The following is a 17,505-nucleotide window of genomic DNA, read 5'->3' on the forward strand; positions in this document are numbered from 1 at the left end:
GTAGTGTATGTCGTCAGGTCGCTCAGGCCATAGCCTTCTCGAGCAACTCCTGCTCTTCACGGATGTGGACGCTATGCTGTCCCACCGAAGGAGCTGAAGACGGTGGGCGGGTGATGCCGACTAACCCATCAAAGAATCCTGGCAGCTTCTCCGACATGGCCTGGGGCAGGTGGGTCAGCATGTAGTACCAGGCGCCCTGGTTCTCTGGCTCTTCTTGGACCCAGCGAACATCCGTGACGTTGGTGTACGGCGCGAGAACCTCAGCCAACTCGTCGACTGGTAGCGGGTAGAGACGCTCCATCGGGATGATGGCGAGCTGTCCGTCAAGACTGGCGGCCTTACGTTGCTTGACCAGCTCCCACCGCACCTTGCCAGAGCACAAGATAATCCTCGTAACGGCCGTCGGATCGGTGATCGATGGGTCGGGTAGAACAGGACGCCACCTACCGGTGGTGAACTCTTCGGGATCCGAGGTCGCCATCTTGTTGCGCAGCATCGATTTCGGCGTTGCGATAACGACTGGACGATGCATATTGACGTACGCGTGCTGACGCAATAAATGGCTGTAGCTTGCCGGGGTCGAGGGCTGGCAGACGGCCAAAGCGTCTTCACTGCATAGATTGAGGAAGCGCTCCAGACGGGCCGACGAGTGATCAGGCCCCTGACCTTCGTAACCGTGCGGCAGCAGCAGCACGACTCCCGACTTCTGACCCCACTTGGAGCCAGCCGAGGCGATGAACTCATCGATGATCGTCTGAGCACCGTTGGTGAAATCGCCGAATTGGGCTTCCCACAACACCAGAGAATCCGGACGGGCAACAGAGTAGCCGTACTCAAATCCCATCGCTGCGTACTCGTTAAGCGGAGAATCGAAGACGTCGAGGTGCGCCTGTTCACCTCCGAGGTGGTTAACCGGGACGTAGAACTCACCGGTCTCGTGATCTACCAGCGCCGCAAAACGCTGGGAGAAGGTGCCGCGGCGGCTGTCCTGACCAGCTAGACGGACGTGTACGCCATCACGCAGAAGGGAGCCCAATGCGATCATCTCTCCGGTGGCCCAGTCAATACCGCCCTCACGGATATGCTTGGCGCGCCGTGTCATCTGTGGGGCGACCTTGGGGTGAGCATTGAAGCTTTCTGGCAGATTCTCATGAGCCCTGGCGACAGCCTCCATTGTGTCAGGCTCGACCTTGGTCTGGTGCAGGCCACTGTGCTTGACCGGGTAGTCTGGCACACCGCTATAGGGCTCAGGCGTTGAGGTGGCCTCGCGAACCTCCTTGAACACTGTCTCCAGACGAGAGCGGAACTTTGTCATCACAGCCTCGGCGTCCTCGGTAGTAATATCGCCACGACCGATGAGGCTCTCGGTGTAGAGCTTGCGGGTCGAGCGCTTTTCAGCGATGAGGCCGTACATGTGCGGCTGTGTGAAGCTCGGATCGTCACCCTCGTTATGGCCGCGCCGGCGATAGCACACCACGTCAACGACGACATCGCGATGGAAGGTCTGGCGGTACTCGTAGGCGATACGAGCCGCGTGGACCACCGATGCCGGGTCGTCTCCGTTGACGTGGAGGACCGGTGCGCCAACAGCCTTAGCGACATCGGTGCAGTAGGTTGAGGAACGACCGTCGCGCGGGGAAGTGGTAAAGCCAACCTGATTGTTGACGATGACGTGAATGGTGCCGCCAGTGCGGTAGCCCCCAAGCTGGCTCATCTGCAGGGTTTCGTAGACGACACCCTGACCCGCGAATGCAGCGTCACCGTGCATGAGAATGGGCAGTACCGGGAAACCTTCGGGGTTGCCGAGGGCGTCAAGCTTGGCACGACAGATACCTTCGAGAACCGGATCGACTGCCTCGAGGTGGCTGGGATTGGCGGCGACAGATGCCTTGATGGTGTTACCCGAGGCTGCGGTGAACTGGCCTTCATCACCGAGGTGGTACTTAACGTCACCGGACCCCTGAGAATTCACCGGCTCGGCATTGCCTTCGAATTCACGGAAGATCTGTCCGTAGGATTTCCCGATGATGTTGGCTAGCACATTGAGACGGCCACGGTGCGGCATGCCGATGCAGACTTCGTTGAGACCATCGTCAGCTGCGCGATTGCATAGGGCTGCCAGCAAGACGATGGCGGACTCGCCGCCTTCCAGGCTGAAACGCTTCTGACCGACGAACTTGGTCTGCAAGAAGGTCTCGAAGATCTCGGCCTCGTTGAGTTGGTCGAGGATCTGCAAATGCATCTTCCGAGAGAGCGGCTGATGCTCCTTCTCGAAACGGTCCTGGAACCACTTGCGCTGCTCATAGTCGGCGATGTGCATGTACTCGATGCCCATCTTCGAGGCGTACGAGTCACGCAAGATCGTGAGAATCTCGCGCAAGGACATCGTGGCACGGCGCTGACCAGCGAAGTTCGCGATCGGGAAGGTACGGTCGAAGTCCCACAGCGTCAGCCCGTGGCTGTTGAGCATGAGGTCGTGGTGGAACCGCGGCCGGTACTCGATGGGATCGAGATCAGCCGATAGATGTCCGAAACGACGCCACGCATCGATGAGTTCGATGACGCGAGCTTGCTTTCCTACCTGATCAGCGCGATTAGCAAGACGGTCACTTGCCCACTGAACCGGGGCGTAGGGGATGCGCAGTGACTCGAAGATGTCCTCATAGAAGCGGTCAGCTCCCAGCAACAACTGATGCATGCGTCGCAGGAATTCTCCGGACTGAGCGCCCTGGATGATGCGATGGTCGTAGGTAGAGGTGAGCGTCGTCACCTTGGAGATACCCAACTCCGCTATTCGAGTGGGAGAGTTGCCCTGGTAGGCGGCGGGATAGTCAATCGATCCAACCCCGAGGATCATGCCCTGGCCAGGCATGAGGCGAGCGATGGAGTGATTGGTGCCAAAGCCACCCGGGTTCGTCAGGGAGGCGGTAACCCCCTTGAAATCGTCGACGGTCAGCTCATTAGTGCGCCCCTTTCGGACGATCTCCTCGTAAGCTCGCCAGAAATCAAGGAAGTCCATCTGCTCGGCGCCCTTGATAGCAGGCACAACCAGCTTGCGCGATCCATCCGAGGCAACGACGTCGATGGCCATGCCGAGGTTGATCTGATGGTTTTCGATGAGGTGCGGTTTACCGTCAATCTCGGCATATGCATTGTTCATGGCGGGCACCGTTTTGAGGGCCTGGACCATGGCATAAGCCAGGATATGGGTGAAGGAAACCTTGCCGCCTTTGGCCTTCTTAAGGAAGGAGTTGATCATGGTGCGCTGCTCGATGACCAATTGCATCGGTACGTCACGTACCGTCGTGGCTGTCGGCATGGTTAGCGACTGATCCATATTCTTGGCGGTGCGCATCGGCGCACCCTTCATTTTCGTTACCGTCGGCTCAACAGTCTCGAGCTTGGCGCTATGTCGCGGTGCGTCTGCGGACATGGGAGGACGCGGAGGCTGCTTTTGGGGCTTCGGGGCTGTGATGGGCGCAGGTTTCGCAGCAGGAACAGGCTGCGGCTTCGTCGCAGGCTTGGGGGCCGACGCGCCTGGGACATCCTTAGCGGCAGATTTAGTCACCGAGTCGGTGGACTCGACTGCCTCCTTGCGAAAGAACGTAGCCCAGGCCGGATCGACCGAATTCGGATCACTCTGATACTGGTCACGCATCTCTTCGATGAGCCAGTTGTTGGCTCCAAAATCAGGAGAGTTGTTGGACTTGTCGTGTGGGGCGGGACTCACCACTGCCTTCTTCCGTCAAACCGTCGTCTCGAGCGCTCGCGGAACCTTTAGACAGGCCCTTCGAGCTGCGCTGCTCTGTCTGTGTTTATCGACCCAGACGTGATGATGGTAGCCGGATTAGCCGTGTCATCCCAACAATTTAGACATATCGGGGAACAACTGGCGCCAATCCCCAAAATGTGATATAAATCACCGTTCATTAAGTGCGGCGTGACGCGGTCTCGCTGGCGTTACGGTCGGCTGTGCGGTCACGTGCATACGAAGGCTTGCCATCAACGTTGCGATGCACGCCGCAAAGGTCATGACGACCAGCATGTTGCGACTGACGAGCAACCAGCCGGTACTTGATGAACCCCCGAGGATCTTTTGGTAGTGCAGTGGGTACACCTGCTGGGTCATGAAGGTGGTGACGGCCATCAGCACGGCGACGATCCAGCACCACGTGCGTGCCCAGGATAGGGCGTCGGAATCACCAGGGTCCTTGGCCTCGGCCGAGACACGATCCAGGATCATTGCAGTCGGAGCGGCCCACCAAATGAAATACTGTGGAGACAGGGTCTTGTTAGCCGCGATGAGGGCGCCAATGATGACGAGGTCTGCCATGACAGCGGTCCGGTGATCAAGGCCGTTTCGGTGCCACGAGACAACGGCCAAACCGATGGCTAGGGCGACCGCGAGCACCATGAGGCCGGTGGAGATGGACTTCCAGCTAGCCACGCTTGGGCCGAAGATCTCGTATGCGTTATAGCTCGACATCCTGACGGTGTGGTCGCCGTGAGGGTTGCGGAAATAGTGGAGCATCGGAATAGTGGCGGGCACCGATTCGATCTGCAGGCCGCGGCCGGACTGCCACGTCAGCGGTGAGACGAGACGCTCCCAGCCGCCCGCGAGAAGTGATGCCAGGGCGAGCCCAAAACCAGTGATAGCGAAGGCGATGAGACGCCGCACGGCAGCTCTATGTCGGGAGATCATGGGCAAGATGAGGAGGGCAGGCCATAATTTTGTCGCGGCACCTAATGCGATCATGGCGCCGCAGGCTGCCGGATGGCGTCGGTACCACAAGGCTGCCAGTCCCATGCAGACTGCAGGAACCATGTCGAAGCGATTCCACATGATCGGCCCAAGGAAGGGCACCAGGACGATCCACCACAGCGCCCCCGCGCGATGGCCGTCATGCCACATCGCCACTGCGAGGATGGCGTCGAGTAGCAGCATCGTCATTGAAAAGGCCATAGGGAAGTAGGTGTCGCCTCCGGCCCAATAGAGGGTTCGCATGAACCACACAACAGGCAGCGGGTATTCCGGCAGGACGGACGAATCTGGTTGTCCGCTCGACATCCACCACAGGTAGTACCGGAGGTCACCCGTGATGTAGTTCGATGACGGCTGGATAAAGACGTGAAGCATGACGAGTCGACCCACTGTCCACAGCACGATGGCACCTGCCGCAGAAAACAGCGCAGCTCGGGATCCTTGGCGAGCGGTTTTGGCGTCACGAAATGGCACGAACTGACACCCTACCTGATAAATCCAGGTACGCCGCTAAGGATATAGCTCGAGCGCTCCCGGAGGGATTCGAACCCTCGCTCCCGCCTCCGGAGGGCGGTGCTCTATCCCCTGAGCTACGGGAGCCGACAGGCCCGAAGGCCCCGACCACCTGTGGAGTTTAGCGCACCGGTGGGCTGCTCGCCATTCAAGATCGCGAGCATGGACACTCTGCGATCGTGTCGGTGGCCTCTGGCAAGGTGTAACCATGACGCACATGCACGTTGCCGGCTCGGTCCACGCCGACGTCGCAGCTGCCGGTCCGCAGTGGCTGACCTTGCCTGATGACGTTAACGCATTGGACCCTGCGCTCTGGTCAGCATCGACTGATCGTGATGACGATGGAATCGTTGAGGTGGCCGGGGTGACCGTCACCGAGCTGTTGTCGCAATACGGATCGCCTCTGTACGTGCTTGACGAGTCCGACCTCCGGCAGCGGGCACGGGCCTTCCGTGACGCTTTTTCCGAGTGGGACGTCTACTACGCCGGGAAAGCTTTTTTGACCCGCACGATCGCCTCATGGATTGACCAGGAGGGTCTGTTCCTAGATACATGCACCGGCGGCGAGCTCATAACAGCCCTGCAAGGTGGGATGGATCCTGCCCGGATCGGGTTGCACGGGAATAACAAGTCAATTGACGAGCTTAAATTGGCTCTTAGCGTCGGAGTCGGGCGGATCATCGTCGACTCCCTAGATGAAATCATGCGCATCGAGCAATTGTGTCGGGAAAACGGCTGGCATGCCCGCGTCATGGTACGAGTAACTGCAGGTGTCGAAGCGCATACTCATGAATACATTGCCACTGCCCACGAGGATCAAAAATTTGGTTTCTCAATTACCAATGGCGCCGCGATGGTTGCCATGGTGAGGTGCCACACCAGTGACGCCATCGACCTGCTAGGCGTCCACTCCCACATCGGTTCTCAGATCTTCGATACCGCTGGTTTCGAGGTGGCGGCTCGTCGCACTATGAAGCTTCTCGAGCAGTTCCATCAGGCCACCGGGAGCGCCCTCCCCGAACTCGACCTTGGCGGTGGGTTCGGTATTGCCTACACCAGTCAAGATTCTCCGGCCACCGTCGAAAGCTTAGCTGGGGCCCTTCGCGAGATCGTCACCGTTGAAGCCCGGGGAAGGGGTATGGAGGTTCCCCATATTTCTCTGGAGCCCGGCCGTGCCATTGTAGGGCCGACGACGATGGCCCTATACACCGTCGGCACCGTGAAACCAGTCGACCTGGATACTGGTGCCCAGCGAATGTACGTCTCCGTCGATGGCGGGATGAGCGACAATATTCGCCCTGCCCTGTACGCTGCAGAGTACTCGGCTGTTATCGCCAACCGGACTTCGGAAGTGGCGCCGGTGCTGTGCCGCATTGTGGGCAAGCACTGTGAGGCCGGAGACATCTTGGTGCGCGACGTCTACCTGCCCGGTGATGTCTCCCCAGGGGATGTCATAGCGGTGCCCGGAGCCGGGGCCTACTCAAGGTCGATGGCTTCCAACTATAACCATGTACCGCGTCCGGCGGTCGTGAGCGTCAACGAGGACCGGGGTGTGTTGGTGCTGTTGCGCCGGGAGAACATCGACGACCTCCTTGCTCTCGATCCAGGGCCGATCCGTGCCGAGGTGCCATGCCCGTAACGCATCGAAGAATCCTATTACGCACTATCTGTGAGCTTTCATCAGCTGACAACAACGAGATGAGGAAGAGATGACGAATACCACCGATTCCGCGTCAGCCCAGCCGATACGCGTGGCCTTGCTGGGGTGCGGGGTTGTGGGGTCCCAGGTGGCCCGGATGATTGAATCGAGGACGGAGGATATCGCCGCTCGAGTGGGGCGGCAGGTCGAGCTCGCTGGTATTGCTGTCGCCCATCCTGATCGCCCGCGCCAGGGCCTTGACTCGCGTCTTTTTACCGATGATCCCACAGTGCTCGTTAACCGGGACGATGTGGATATCGTCATCGAGCTCATCGGTGGCATCGACCCTGCCCGTCAGCTCCTGACAGCTGCCCTCGGCAAGGGGCACTCCGTTGTGACGGCGAATAAGGCCCTGTTGGCAGCTCACGGGACTGAGTTACACGCTGTGGCCGAGAGTAACGGCGTCGATCTGTACTACGAAGCTGCGGTAGCCGGGGCAATTCCGATCGTCCGCCCGCTGCGCGAGTCTCTTGTCGGAGATCAAATCACTCGTGTTATGGGCATCGTCAATGGCACGACCAACTACATCCTCGACCAAATGACGAGTACGGGTGCCCGGTTCGATGAAGCCCTTGCCCAGGCGAAGGCTCAAGGGTATGCCGAGGCCGATCCGACGGCTGACGTGGAGGGTTATGACGCTGCGGCTAAGGCTGCGCTGCTGTCGTCGCTTGCGTTCCATACTCAGTTGCGCGGCGACCAGGTGTATCGAGAAGGGATTACCGAGATCACCCCAGATGACATCCTCGCTGCACGTGACATGGATTGCGTCGTCAAGCTCTTAGCTGTGTGCCAGGCCGGCCCCGACGGTATTTCGGCTCGCGTCCATCCGGCCCTCGTTCCTGCAACCCATCCTTTGGGGAGTGTCTCAGGAGCCTTCAACGCGGTGTTCATCGAAGCTCGTGAAGCCGGACGCCTCATGTTCCTTGGCCCTGGAGCCGGAGGATCTCCCACGGCATCAGCCGTTATGGGAGACCTCGTCACTGTGGCACGTAACCTCGTGCGAGGGGTTGCTGGTCCGCCTCAGGACGTTTACGGGGAGTTCCCGATCTTGCCCATGTCCGAGGTCCACACCCGGTTTCACCTACGTTTGCAAGTTCGTGACGAGCCCGGTGTGCTCGCCGAAATCGCAAAGATCTTCGCCAGCCACAGTGTGTCCTTGCAGACTGTGCAACAGTCTGCAGTGGAGGGTACTGACCGCGCAGATGGATGGTCAGCTACCCTCAAGGTCCTCACTCACGAAGCCCGAGAATGTGACGTCGACGAGTGCGTCAACGAACTCACCGGCCACCACTACGTTAACTCCGATCCTCGCGTTATCCGAGTGGAGGGAATGTGATCATGAGCCAGCAGAATCGTCTCTTCGGCGTGATTGAAACCTATCGAGATCGTCTCCCTATGGACGGAATTGACCAGATCGTGACATTGGGGGAGGGGGCGACCCCGTTGGTGCCTGCCCCACGATTGGGCACCGAGCTTGACGCGACGGTATGGATTAAAGTTGAAGGGGCCAATCCGACCGGATCGTTCAAGGATCGTGGCATGACGATGGCTATGACGAAAGCCCTTGCCGACGGCTCGAAAGCCGTGGTGTGTGCCTCTACCGGTAATACCTCTGCCTCGGCATCGGCTTACGCCTCCCGAGCCGGCATGACTCCGGTCGTGCTCCTTCCCCAGGGCAAGATTGCAGCTGGCAAACTCGCCCAGGCTGTTGTCCATGGCGGTCGAATCATCCAGGTTCTCGGCAACTTCGACGATTGCCTGCGTATTGCCCGCGAGCTGGCCGAGAATTTCCCGGTCTCCTTGGTGAACTCGATCAATCCGTACCGCATCGAGGGACAGAAAACTGCCGCCTTTGAGGTCGTTGACGTTCTTGGTGACGCTCCTAATATCCACGCTCTTCCGGTGGGCAACGCAGGCAATATCACCGCGTATTGGAAGGGTTACCGCGAGTACGTAGCGGACGGTCCTGCCAGCCACACGCCGCGGATGTTCGGATTCCAAGCCGCTGGCGCAGCCCCCCTGGTGCTGGGCCACGACGTTAATGACCCGGAAACGGTAGCCACCGCCATTCGTATCGGTCGTCCGGCCTCCGGCAAGCTGGCGTTGGCCGCTCGAGACGAGTCGGAGGGGCTCATCGACGCTGTCACGGACGAGCAAATTCTTGACGCCCAGGCCTTCCTAGCTGCTCGAGAGGGCATTTTTGTTGAACCGGCATCGGCAGCCGGAGTGGCAGGTTTGTTCAAGTTGAAGTCCGAGGGACGCCTGGATCCTGGACTGCGCATCGTCGTCACGGTAACTGGAAACGGTCTGAAAGACATTGACACTGCATTGAGCCGCACTACCTTGTCAACCGAGGCTGTGGAAGCTTCGACTGACCAGGTTGCCGCTTTGTTGGACTTCTGTTCCTGAGGAATTGACGATGGACAACAGCGTGCGGGTGCGTGTTCCCGCTACTTCTGCGAACCTCGGTCCCGGTTATGACTGTATCGGCTTAGCTCTGGATCTATGGGATGAGGTTAGTGTCGAGGTACTCGATCGTCCCGGGGTGATGATCGACGTGACAGGGGAAGGGGCTAACACGGTTCCCCATGACGAATCCCACCTCGTGATGGCGACGTTGCGCCAGGGTTTGGTGGAGCTGGGCTATCCCCACCCTGATGCTGGGTTGCATCTGACCGCTATCAACTCCATTCCGCAAAGCCGAGGTCTGGGATCGTCGGCTGCGGCCGTCGTGTCCGGGTTGGCATTGGCTTGGGGGCTGGCCCGCCCTGGGTTCCCGCTGGATCGCAGTGCGCTTCTGGCGATGGCTGCTGCTATCGAGAGTCATCCGGACAATGCCGCTCCCGCGATCCTCGGGGGTGCGCAGTTGGCGTGGCTCGATGGCGAGGCCGTCAACCACATCGGCTTGACTGTCAACCCGTCCATTATGTTTCGGGTATATGTTCCCGATCGCCTCGTACCAACGGCCTTGGCTCGTCAGGTGCTTCCCGAACAGGTCGACCGCGTTGACGCGGTCCATCAGGTCCTGGCGGCGTCACTGCTTGTCACTGCCCTGACAACCTCACCTGAACATCTCTTGGCGGCAACTCAGGACTGGATCCACCAACCATACCGGCGCGCTCTTATGCCGGAATCGGCAGCGCTCACGGATAGATTGCGCGGACGTGGCGTCGCCACTGTCATTTCTGGCGCGGGGCCTACCGTTCTGGCCCTGGGGAGCCGTGACCAACTCGAGAAGGTGTCTGACGTCGATACTGCCGGGTTCGTGGCACATGACCTAGTTCTTGGTGAAGGGGCCCATTTCTTCTGATCCTCGGTATGAACACGATCCGGTATGTGCGTTATAGTAGTGATGTAGCGCGCTGGACGTGCGCAAATCCCCACTGACGATCGTCTCGTGATCCCGGCGTCACAGTCTTGTCCCTGGGGACCATGTCTTCGGCGTTCGAGGGCCTCGAACGCCACACCACGGCCGGAGGACCCTGCTCCGCAAACCGTTCGGTTTCCGTGGTGTCAGCCGCCCGACCTATAGTCGATTCCGACGGCAGGCCCGATGAAACCGCGCCCACCGGACGTTATACCGGCCGGGGCAGTTCGAAGGGACTTACGTGACTCAAACCTCACAGCCGGATGGATCCTTGGATCTGTCCACTAAGTTGCTCCCCGAGCTTCGTTCTATCGCTACTCAGATGGGAATTAAGGGAGCTCGTGGTATGCGCAAGGCTGACCTCATCGCGGCTATCTCTGAAGGGGGATATCCGGGAGTCGGGAGGCCAGCTGAGCGTCAGAATCGCGGTCAGGAATCCGGTACTTCTAGTGATGAGGGCCGGCAACAGCGCACCCAGCGACGCCGTCGCGCGGAGGCTTCTGAGGACTCCGAATTCAATAAATCTGCAGGGGGGAAGAAAACTCCGTCGGTAGGCGACCTACTCGACGCCGCCGAGGCTCAGAAACAAGCGGAAACAGCCAAGAAACCTGACGACCAAGATCCGGGTCAGCAGGATGGCGGAGCTGATCGCCCGGGCCGTGAGCGCAGTGACCGCAGTCGTCGAGGCGATTCACCTCGACGACGAGCCCGCAATACCTCACGAGAAAATTTCAACAGCAATTCTGGCGACAGCAACATCAACGACGAGGTTGGTGCCCGGCTTGAAGCGCTGTCTCGCGGTCAACGCGGTGAACGCAACCAGTCCGATCGTGGCCCTCAACATGATCACAACAACGACTCTTCTGTCGATTCCGACGACGAGTACGGTCGGTTCTCGGAATACGGCAATGGCGGGCGACGTTCTCGCCGCCGTCGCCAGCGTGACCGTCAAAACCGTCGCAAACGTTCTAACGACCGCTACTCCGATTCAGAACCGAATGTGCGTGAGGACGACGTCCTTGTCCCGTGCTCGGGCATCCTCGACATTCGTGACCAATATGCCTTTGTGCGCACTTCGGGATATCTTCCTGGTGCCAATGATGCCTATGTCTCGATGGCTATAGTGCGTCGGCACCGCCTGCGCAAAGGCGACGTCATCGTCGGTCAGATGCGTGCTCATCGCGAAGGGGAGAGGCGTGAAAAGTTCGCGCCGCTGGTCAAAATCGAGCAGGTTAATGGTGTTGATCCCGAGCAGATGAAGCAGCGTCCGGAGTTTTCTAAGCTCACTCCGCTGTATCCGCAGGAACGTCTGCGTCTCGAGGACGACCCCAAAAACATGACTGGGCGGATCATCGATCTCGTCAGTCCGATTGGTAAAGGCCAGCGCGGTCTCATCGTTTCGCCTCCAAAGGCTGGCAAGACGATGATCATGCAATCGATCGCAAACTCGATCACTCGCAATAACCCCGAAGTTCACCTCATGGTGGTGTTGGTCGACGAGCGCCCCGAGGAGGTCACTGACTTCCAGCGCACTGTCAGCGGCGAGGTCGTCGCATCGACTTTCGACCGCCCTGCTGACGACCATACTCAGCTGTCCGAGCTGGCCATCGAGCGTGCCAAACGTCTCGTGGAGCTTGGTCACGACGTCGTCATCTTGCTGGACGGCATCACTCGTCTGGGACGTGCGTACAACTTGGCTGCCCCTGCTTCCGGTCGGATCCTTTCCGGTGGTGTCGACTCAGCTGCTCTGTACCCGCCGAAGAAGTTCTTTGGCGCTGCTCGTAATATCGAACACGGTGGGTCCCTGACGATCCTCGCCACCGCTCTGGTTGAGACCGGGTCGAAGATGGACGAGGTGATCTTCGAGGAGTTCAAAGGCACTGGCAATATGGAGTTGCGGCTCCGTCGCGAATTTGCCAATAAGAGGCTGTTCCCTGCTATCGACGTTGACGCATCCGGTACTCGTCGCGAGGAGTTGCTGCTATCGCGCGAGGAGACAGCGATTATGTGGAAGCTGCGCAGAGTGCTGTCTGGTCTGGAAGGCTCCCAGGCTCTCGAAATGATGCTTTCGCGGCTACGTAAGACCCAGACGAACGTGGAGTTCTTGTACACCATTTCCAAGACGACCCCGAACCAGGATTGATGTCGTCAAGTGGACCGTGGCTGGCCGTCAGGGGTAAACTGACGCGCCGGTTCCGGTTCACGCCCGTTCCTACCATGTCGGGCGACCCGGAGCGCGTTTGATAAGGAGATCACAACATGAAGCAGGGAATCCATCCCGATTACCGCGAGACGACCGTGGTGTGCACCTGTGGGAACACCTTCACTACCCGCAGCACTTCGCAGTCCGGCACCCTTAATGCTGACGTCTGCTCGAAGTGCCACCCGTTTTACACCGGCAAGCAGAAGATTCTTGACGCTGGTGGCCGCGTTGCCCGGTTCGAGCGCCGCTATGGCAAAAAGAACTGACGTCGTCTACACGTACTGACGTCGTCTATACCTATGACCATGACGCCGGGCTGCGGCTCGGCGTCATGGTTCGTTTCGGGGTACAACACCCGACCCAGGCAACGCTGTTCAGGAGGGGCATGAGCGAATCTGCGCAACAGGCGATTGACGAAGTTCGTCGTTGTCTGCGGGAGATCGAGACCCAGTTGGCCGATTTTGCGGTGCTATCGGACCCCTCCGCTATGGGAAGGCTCGGTAAGCGCCATGCACGCCTTCGCCATGTAGTGTCAGTCGCCGACCGCGTCGACCAGCTAAGGGCCGACGTTGAGGCAGCCGAGGATCTCACTGAGGAGGATCCCGCTTTCGGGCTGGAAGCTGAGAGGCTGCGTGGCCAATTGGACCTCGCCAGCACAGAGCTCACCGAGTTACTTGCCCCTTCTGACCCCCTGGATCAGGAAGATGCTTTAGTCGAGATTCACTCCGGCGAGGGTGGAGAAGAATCTGCCCTCTTTGCTGCTGATCTCTTACGGATGTATATCCGGTATGCTGAACGGGTGGGGTGGAGCGTTCGCGAGCTCACCAGCGAACCGACAGATCTGGGAGGATATCGCACGGTCGTGATTGCCGTTGCGGGGGTTCCATTGCGCCCAGCCTATGGCTACCTCAAGCATGAAGGTGGCGTCCACCGCGTGCAGCGGGTGCCTGTGACGGAGTCGTCGGGACGTATTCATACCTCAGCAGTCGGAGTCCTTGTCATGCCGGATGTGGACGAGACTGAGGTCGATATTGACCCAGCTGAGATTCGCGTTGACGTGTACCGGTCTTCGGGGCCAGGTGGCCAAGGAGTCAATACCACCGATTCAGCTGTTCGTCTTACCCACTTGTCTACCGGCATCGTCGTCAGCTGCCAAAATGAGCGCAGCCAGTTGCAGAACAAAGCGGAAGCGATGCGGATGTTGCGGGCAAAAGTCGCGGCCTTAGCGGCGCAACAGGCTGCTGATGAAAATGATCGAATGCGTCGAGACCAGGTGCGTACTGTCGATAGATCGGCTCGAGTGCGTACCTATAACTTTCCCGAGAATCGCCTGACGGATCATCGCATTGGGTACAAGTCCAGGAAACTTGACCAGATTTTGGCTGGCGACCTAGGTGATGTTCTAGACGCGCTCCATGCCGATGAGGTGAGGCGTCGGATGGCACAACGGCCCGAAGGTCAAGAATCCTAATGGCAGATCCCAGCCCGTCTCTTCTCCTGGCACGAGCCACTCGACAACTGACCACCGCGGGGATGGAGACCCTGGCAGCAGATGCACGCATGTTGCTATGTGGAGCACTGAGGATCCAACCGTCACAACTTATTCGTGTGACGAGCGTTAATGCTGATGATGAGGATCGTTTCAACCAGATGGTGGATCGGCGTCGAGGTGGGGAACCAGCGCAGTACATCATCGGTCATGCCTGGTTCCGTGGCCTTCGGCTAGAGGTCGGGCCAGGAGTGTTTATACCCCGCTTGGAGACCGAGTTGGTGGCCGAACAGTCCATCCAGGAGGCTCGACGATTGGTGATGTCCGGCGCTTGCCCTAGTGTGATCGATTTGTGCACCGGTACGGGAGCTATTGCTCTTGCGGTGGCTAGTGAAGTCCCGGGTTCCCGGGTCAGCGCTGTCGAAGTGGATGACGCTGCTCTGATGTGGACCCGACGCAACCTGGGCGACTCCGGAGTTGAGGTTCTCACGGGCGACGCTTTGCGGGTACCTGACGATGGCCGACGGTTCGACATCGTCGTCACAAATCCGCCGTACTTGCGTCGTAGTGATGCCTCGTCTATCCCTGGGGAAGTCACCGAACACGAACCTGACCTTGCCTTATTCTCTGGTGACGACGGGCTCGACCTACCGCTGCTTCTCATCGGGCGGGCTGCCGAACTGCTTACGCCGGGCGGCCTGTTCGTCATGGAACACGACGAGACCCAACGTGAGGAGCTTGTCGCTGCGATGGCGATTTCCGATATGTGGGAGCAGATCGAGGACCATGATGACCTGGCAGGTAGGCCAAGGTTCGTCACGGCTCGCCGACGGTGCAAGGATGGATGCCATGGATGAGACTGACCAGACGATGGTCAATATCGATGAGCTGGCCGGGCCGGTCGCAGAAGAAAAATCGACAGTCAGCGGCATTGACCCAAGAGGAGACGCAGCGGCTGAAGATTCCGGGATTTCCCCGTTCATCCTTGACGTTGCTCATCTTGATTCCTGTGAAGATGCCCTAGAACAGGCTGCGGACGCTATTGCCGATGGTGAGTGCATCGTGCTACCGACCGACACCGTATATGGTATTGGTGCTGACGCCCTCAACGCTTTAGCAGTACAGCGTCTGCTCAATGCTAAGGAGCGGGGCCGCGATATGCCGCCGCCAGTTCTCGTCAGCGATTCTGTCGCGTTGCCAGCCCTATGCCAGCACATTCCGGCGGGGGCAAAGGCTCTTGCTGAGAAGTATTGGCCTGGGGGTCTCACTCTTGTTTTGCGCGCTCAGGAGTCTCTTGGCATGGATTTGGGTGAAACTAACGGCACTCTTGCTGTTCGTGTCCCTGACCAGGATCAGACTCGCGAGTTGCTGCGCATGACCGGGCCGCTTGCCGTTTCTAGTGCGAATAAGTCTGGCCATCCGGCGGCCTTGACTGCGCAGGAAGCTGCCGATCAGTTGGGCGTTGAGGTGGCTGTCTACCTTGATGCCGGTCCAAGTCGGGTGGGGGAGTCTTCGACGATTATTGATTTCGTTTCGACGACGGACGGAAAAGTGGTGCGTCAGGGCGCCCTATCGCTGGAGGCTATCCACGAGGTTGCCCCTGACGTTATCGGGATAGAACCGCCGACTAACGACCAAGATTCGTCCGAAAATCATGGTTCTGATGCTGCCCCGACCGAGGCCACATCGACGCAGTCAGAGATCGAGGGCTGACACTCGTCATGCGTGAATACCTCTTGGTGATGCTGACATCGGGTTTGACAACTTATCTGCTGTCTGGCTTGTGTCGGCAGGCTGCCCTCAGGTGGGGAGCTGTCGCCAAAGTGCGTTCACGGGATGTCCATACCGTCCCTGTTCCTTACTTTGGCGGGGTGGCCATGCTGGGGGGAGTGGCATTGGCATGTCTGCTGGCCCGCAATATGCCTTTCCTGGGCCGCCATCTTTTGGTTGCTGACGATGCGTTGACGATCTGTCTGGCTGGTGTGGTGATCTGCGCTGTAGGTGTCGTCGATGACCTGCTCGACCTTCCTGCCTTGGCCAAGGCAGCTGGCCAGGTGCTAGCAGCCGGCATCGTCGTCACGGGTGGAGTGCGAATGTTTTGGATCCCGCTGCCGAATTCCATCATTGCTTTGGGGACGCCTACGTCGATCTTGGTGACGGTGTTCTTCATTGTGCTGTGCGCCAATGCGGTGAACTTCATTGATGGACTTGACGGCCTGGCATCCGGTGTGGTGGCCATCGGGTCCTTGGCTTTCTTCTCATACACTTACCTACTGGCTCACGAACAGGACTTTGTCGTTGCGACGACTACCAGTCTCATTACAGCTGCGACGGCGGGCGCCTGTCTCGGTTTTCTGCCTCATAACTGGCATCCCGCGAGGATGTTCATGGGTGATTCCGGAGCTCTGCTACTTGGCTTATTGCTAGCTACCTCGACGATCTCGTTGACCGGACAGATCGATTCGACGGCTCTGACAGCACGGGGCGGCGGATTGGTCCCCGCTTACTTGCCAATCGTCGTGCCGCTGATGGTGCTGGCCATCCCCTTTCTGGACCTTGTCATGGGCTATATCCGGAGGACATGGCGAGGGACGTGGTTCTTCGTCGCGGACAAGCAACACCTTCATCACCGTTTATTGCAACGAGGCCATTCTCACATGCGGGCTGTCTTGCTGATGTATCTATGGACCACCGTGCTCACCTTTGGGACTGTGTTTATTGGCCTGGAACAAACATGGTGGGCGGTCGTAATCGTGGTGACGGGACTCGGAGTGTGCGTCCTCCTCACCATGGCGAATTCGCATCACCCAGCCGCCCAGGCCTGAGATGATAACGTCGTTACGCGTCATGTGTTACCTTTCTCACCGAGGACATCCTCAGCAGGTATACCGCCACTCGACTCACAGCGTCGCGTTGCCGAGTTCAGATGCCCTGCGTATTCACCACGAGAATCAACGGCCATGATCACGGGGAGGGATGATGAGATGGCACGTCTCGCCACGAGCCATGCCTGCGTTGACCGTCGTGCGCCGGTGATATCTCGTGTCGTGTCGCGTGTTTATCGCAGTGGGCTGCTATGGGCTACAGTGACCGGCCTGCTTGTGACCTTAGTGCTGACCGTCATGGTTCGACCCCGCGTACCGACAGCTTTTAGTGGTCTAGCTGGCACCGTCGTGGCCGTGGCGTTTTTGGCGTGCGGCCGTGGCGTTCATCTGCTCAACCGGAGCGGCTCCTGGCTTCTCGGCGTTGGACTGTTCGTCATCCAAGTTAGTGTTCTGGGCGGCCTTGGGGCTCTGGTATCCGAGTACCGCACTGGGCTTGTTCCGCTTCCATGTGCATTAGCAATAATCGGGTCCGCACTGGCCTGGACTGTCGGCGTGGTCCTAGCTAGTTGGCAGCCACAGCGAATTTATGAAGATCACGATCCGGCCGATACCGAGTGTCGTCAGGCCGATGGCGGTGGTCGATGAGT

At 59.0% G+C, this 17,505-nt stretch carries 13 protein-coding genes and 1 tRNA gene; 11 read left to right on the forward strand and 3 right to left on the reverse strand.

The features are described from left to right. Nucleotides 1-22 precede the first annotated feature (22 nt). The 3 genes from LRP59_RS05185 to LRP59_RS05195 all read right to left on the reverse strand — a co-directional run bounded on the left by LRP59_RS05185 (nt 23) and on the right by LRP59_RS05195 (nt 5,362). Nucleotides 23-3,733, reverse strand: a complete 3,711-nt coding sequence (locus LRP59_RS05185) for a multifunctional oxoglutarate decarboxylase/oxoglutarate dehydrogenase thiamine pyrophosphate-binding subunit/dihydrolipoyllysine-residue succinyltransferase subunit (RefSeq protein WP_002513447.1) — start codon at nt 3,731-3,733, stop codon at nt 23-25. Nucleotides 3,734-3,919: 186 nt separating this feature from the next. Then, a complete protein-coding gene (locus LRP59_RS05190; RefSeq protein ID WP_002532878.1) occupies nt 3,920-5,137 on the reverse strand; it encodes a glycosyltransferase family 87 protein in 1,218 nt (405 codons plus the stop codon). Nucleotides 5,138-5,290: 153 nt separating this feature from the next. Next, nucleotides 5,291-5,362: transfer RNA gene (locus LRP59_RS05195), tRNA-Arg, on the reverse strand. Between the two features lie 121 nt (nt 5,363-5,483). Between LRP59_RS05195 and lysA the strand changes: the two genes are divergently transcribed. From lysA to LRP59_RS05250, 11 genes are all read left to right on the forward strand, one after another. Further along, a complete protein-coding gene (gene lysA / locus LRP59_RS05200; RefSeq protein ID WP_002513450.1) occupies nt 5,484-6,914 on the forward strand; it encodes a diaminopimelate decarboxylase in 1,431 nt (476 codons plus the stop codon). Between the two features lie 70 nt (nt 6,915-6,984). Then, nucleotides 6,985-8,310 carry a homoserine dehydrogenase gene (locus LRP59_RS05205; protein ID WP_002513451.1) on the forward strand — a complete coding sequence of 442 codons (1,326 nt, stop codon included), beginning with the start codon at nt 6,985-6,987 and terminating at the stop codon, nt 8,308-8,310. Further along, nucleotides 8,307-9,383: a threonine synthase gene (thrC, locus tag LRP59_RS05210; protein WP_002513452.1), complete on the forward strand. Its 1,077-nt coding sequence runs from the start codon at nt 8,307-8,309 to the stop codon at nt 9,381-9,383. The genes LRP59_RS05205 and thrC overlap by 4 nt, the downstream gene beginning before the upstream one ends. A 10-nt stretch (nt 9,384-9,393) precedes the next feature. Further along, on the forward strand, nt 9,394-10,284 hold the full coding sequence (gene thrB, locus LRP59_RS05215; RefSeq protein ID WP_148378380.1) for a homoserine kinase: 891 nt from the start codon (nt 9,394-9,396) through the stop codon (nt 10,282-10,284). Between the two features lie 298 nt (nt 10,285-10,582). Next, a complete protein-coding gene (gene rho, locus LRP59_RS05220; protein ID WP_002513454.1) occupies nt 10,583-12,484 on the forward strand; it encodes a transcription termination factor Rho in 1,902 nt (633 codons plus the stop codon). Between the two features lie 116 nt (nt 12,485-12,600). Further along, nucleotides 12,601-12,810 carry a 50S ribosomal protein L31 gene (rpmE, locus tag LRP59_RS05225; protein ID WP_002513455.1) on the forward strand — a complete coding sequence of 70 codons (210 nt, stop codon included), beginning with the start codon at nt 12,601-12,603 and terminating at the stop codon, nt 12,808-12,810. 119 nt (nt 12,811-12,929) lie between these two features. Then, entirely contained in the window at nt 12,930-14,015 is a 1,086-nt protein-coding gene (prfA, locus tag LRP59_RS05230) for a peptide chain release factor 1 (RefSeq protein WP_002513456.1), read from the forward strand. Then, nucleotides 14,015-14,890, forward strand: a complete 876-nt coding sequence (prmC, locus tag LRP59_RS05235; RefSeq protein ID WP_002513457.1) for a peptide chain release factor N(5)-glutamine methyltransferase — start codon at nt 14,015-14,017, stop codon at nt 14,888-14,890. The genes prfA and prmC overlap by 1 nt, the downstream gene beginning before the upstream one ends. Beyond that, nucleotides 14,874-15,746, forward strand: coding sequence for an L-threonylcarbamoyladenylate synthase (locus LRP59_RS05240; protein WP_002533050.1), 873 nt, complete (start codon nt 14,874-14,876; stop codon nt 15,744-15,746). Before prmC ends, LRP59_RS05240 begins: the two co-directional genes overlap by 17 nt. An 8-nt stretch (nt 15,747-15,754) precedes the next feature. Next, nucleotides 15,755-16,858, forward strand: a complete 1,104-nt coding sequence (locus LRP59_RS05245) for an MraY family glycosyltransferase (RefSeq protein ID WP_002513459.1) — start codon at nt 15,755-15,757, stop codon at nt 16,856-16,858. Nucleotides 16,859-17,017: 159 nt separating this feature from the next. Next, on the forward strand, nt 17,018-17,503 hold the full coding sequence (locus LRP59_RS05250) for a hypothetical protein (protein ID WP_002532067.1): 486 nt from the start codon (nt 17,018-17,020) through the stop codon (nt 17,501-17,503). Nucleotides 17,504-17,505: the final 2 nt, after the last annotated feature.

This window comes from Cutibacterium sp. 37298 (assembly GCF_023838685.1).
GTDB classification, from domain to species: Bacteria; Actinomycetota; Actinomycetes; order Propionibacteriales; family Propionibacteriaceae; genus Cutibacterium; species Cutibacterium acnes.

Bases quoted from the DNA above. Each gene is read 5' to 3' on its own strand.
- lysA (WP_002513450.1), top strand. From the start codon at position 5,484: ATGACGCACATGCACGTTGCCGGCTCGGTCCACGCCGACGTCGCAGCT.
- LRP59_RS05245 (WP_002513459.1), top strand. From the start codon at position 15,755: ATGCGTGAATACCTCTTGGTGATGCTGACATCGGGTTTGACAACTTAT.
- prmC (WP_002513457.1), top strand. From the start codon at position 14,015: ATGGCAGATCCCAGCCCGTCTCTTCTCCTGGCACGAGCCACTCGACAA.
- thrB (WP_148378380.1), top strand. From the start codon at position 9,394: ATGGACAACAGCGTGCGGGTGCGTGTTCCCGCTACTTCTGCGAACCTC.
- LRP59_RS05205 (WP_002513451.1), top strand. From the start codon at position 6,985: ATGACGAATACCACCGATTCCGCGTCAGCCCAGCCGATACGCGTGGCC.
- LRP59_RS05190 (WP_002532878.1), bottom strand. From the start codon at position 5,137: ATGCTTCACGTCTTTATCCAGCCGTCATCGAACTACATCACGGGTGAC.
- prfA (WP_002513456.1), top strand. From the start codon at position 12,930: ATGAGCGAATCTGCGCAACAGGCGATTGACGAAGTTCGTCGTTGTCTG.
- LRP59_RS05240 (WP_002533050.1), top strand. From the start codon at position 14,874: ATGGATGCCATGGATGAGACTGACCAGACGATGGTCAATATCGATGAG.
- LRP59_RS05250 (WP_002532067.1), top strand. From the start codon at position 17,018: ATGGCACGTCTCGCCACGAGCCATGCCTGCGTTGACCGTCGTGCGCCG.
- rpmE (WP_002513455.1), top strand. From the start codon at position 12,601: ATGAAGCAGGGAATCCATCCCGATTACCGCGAGACGACCGTGGTGTGC.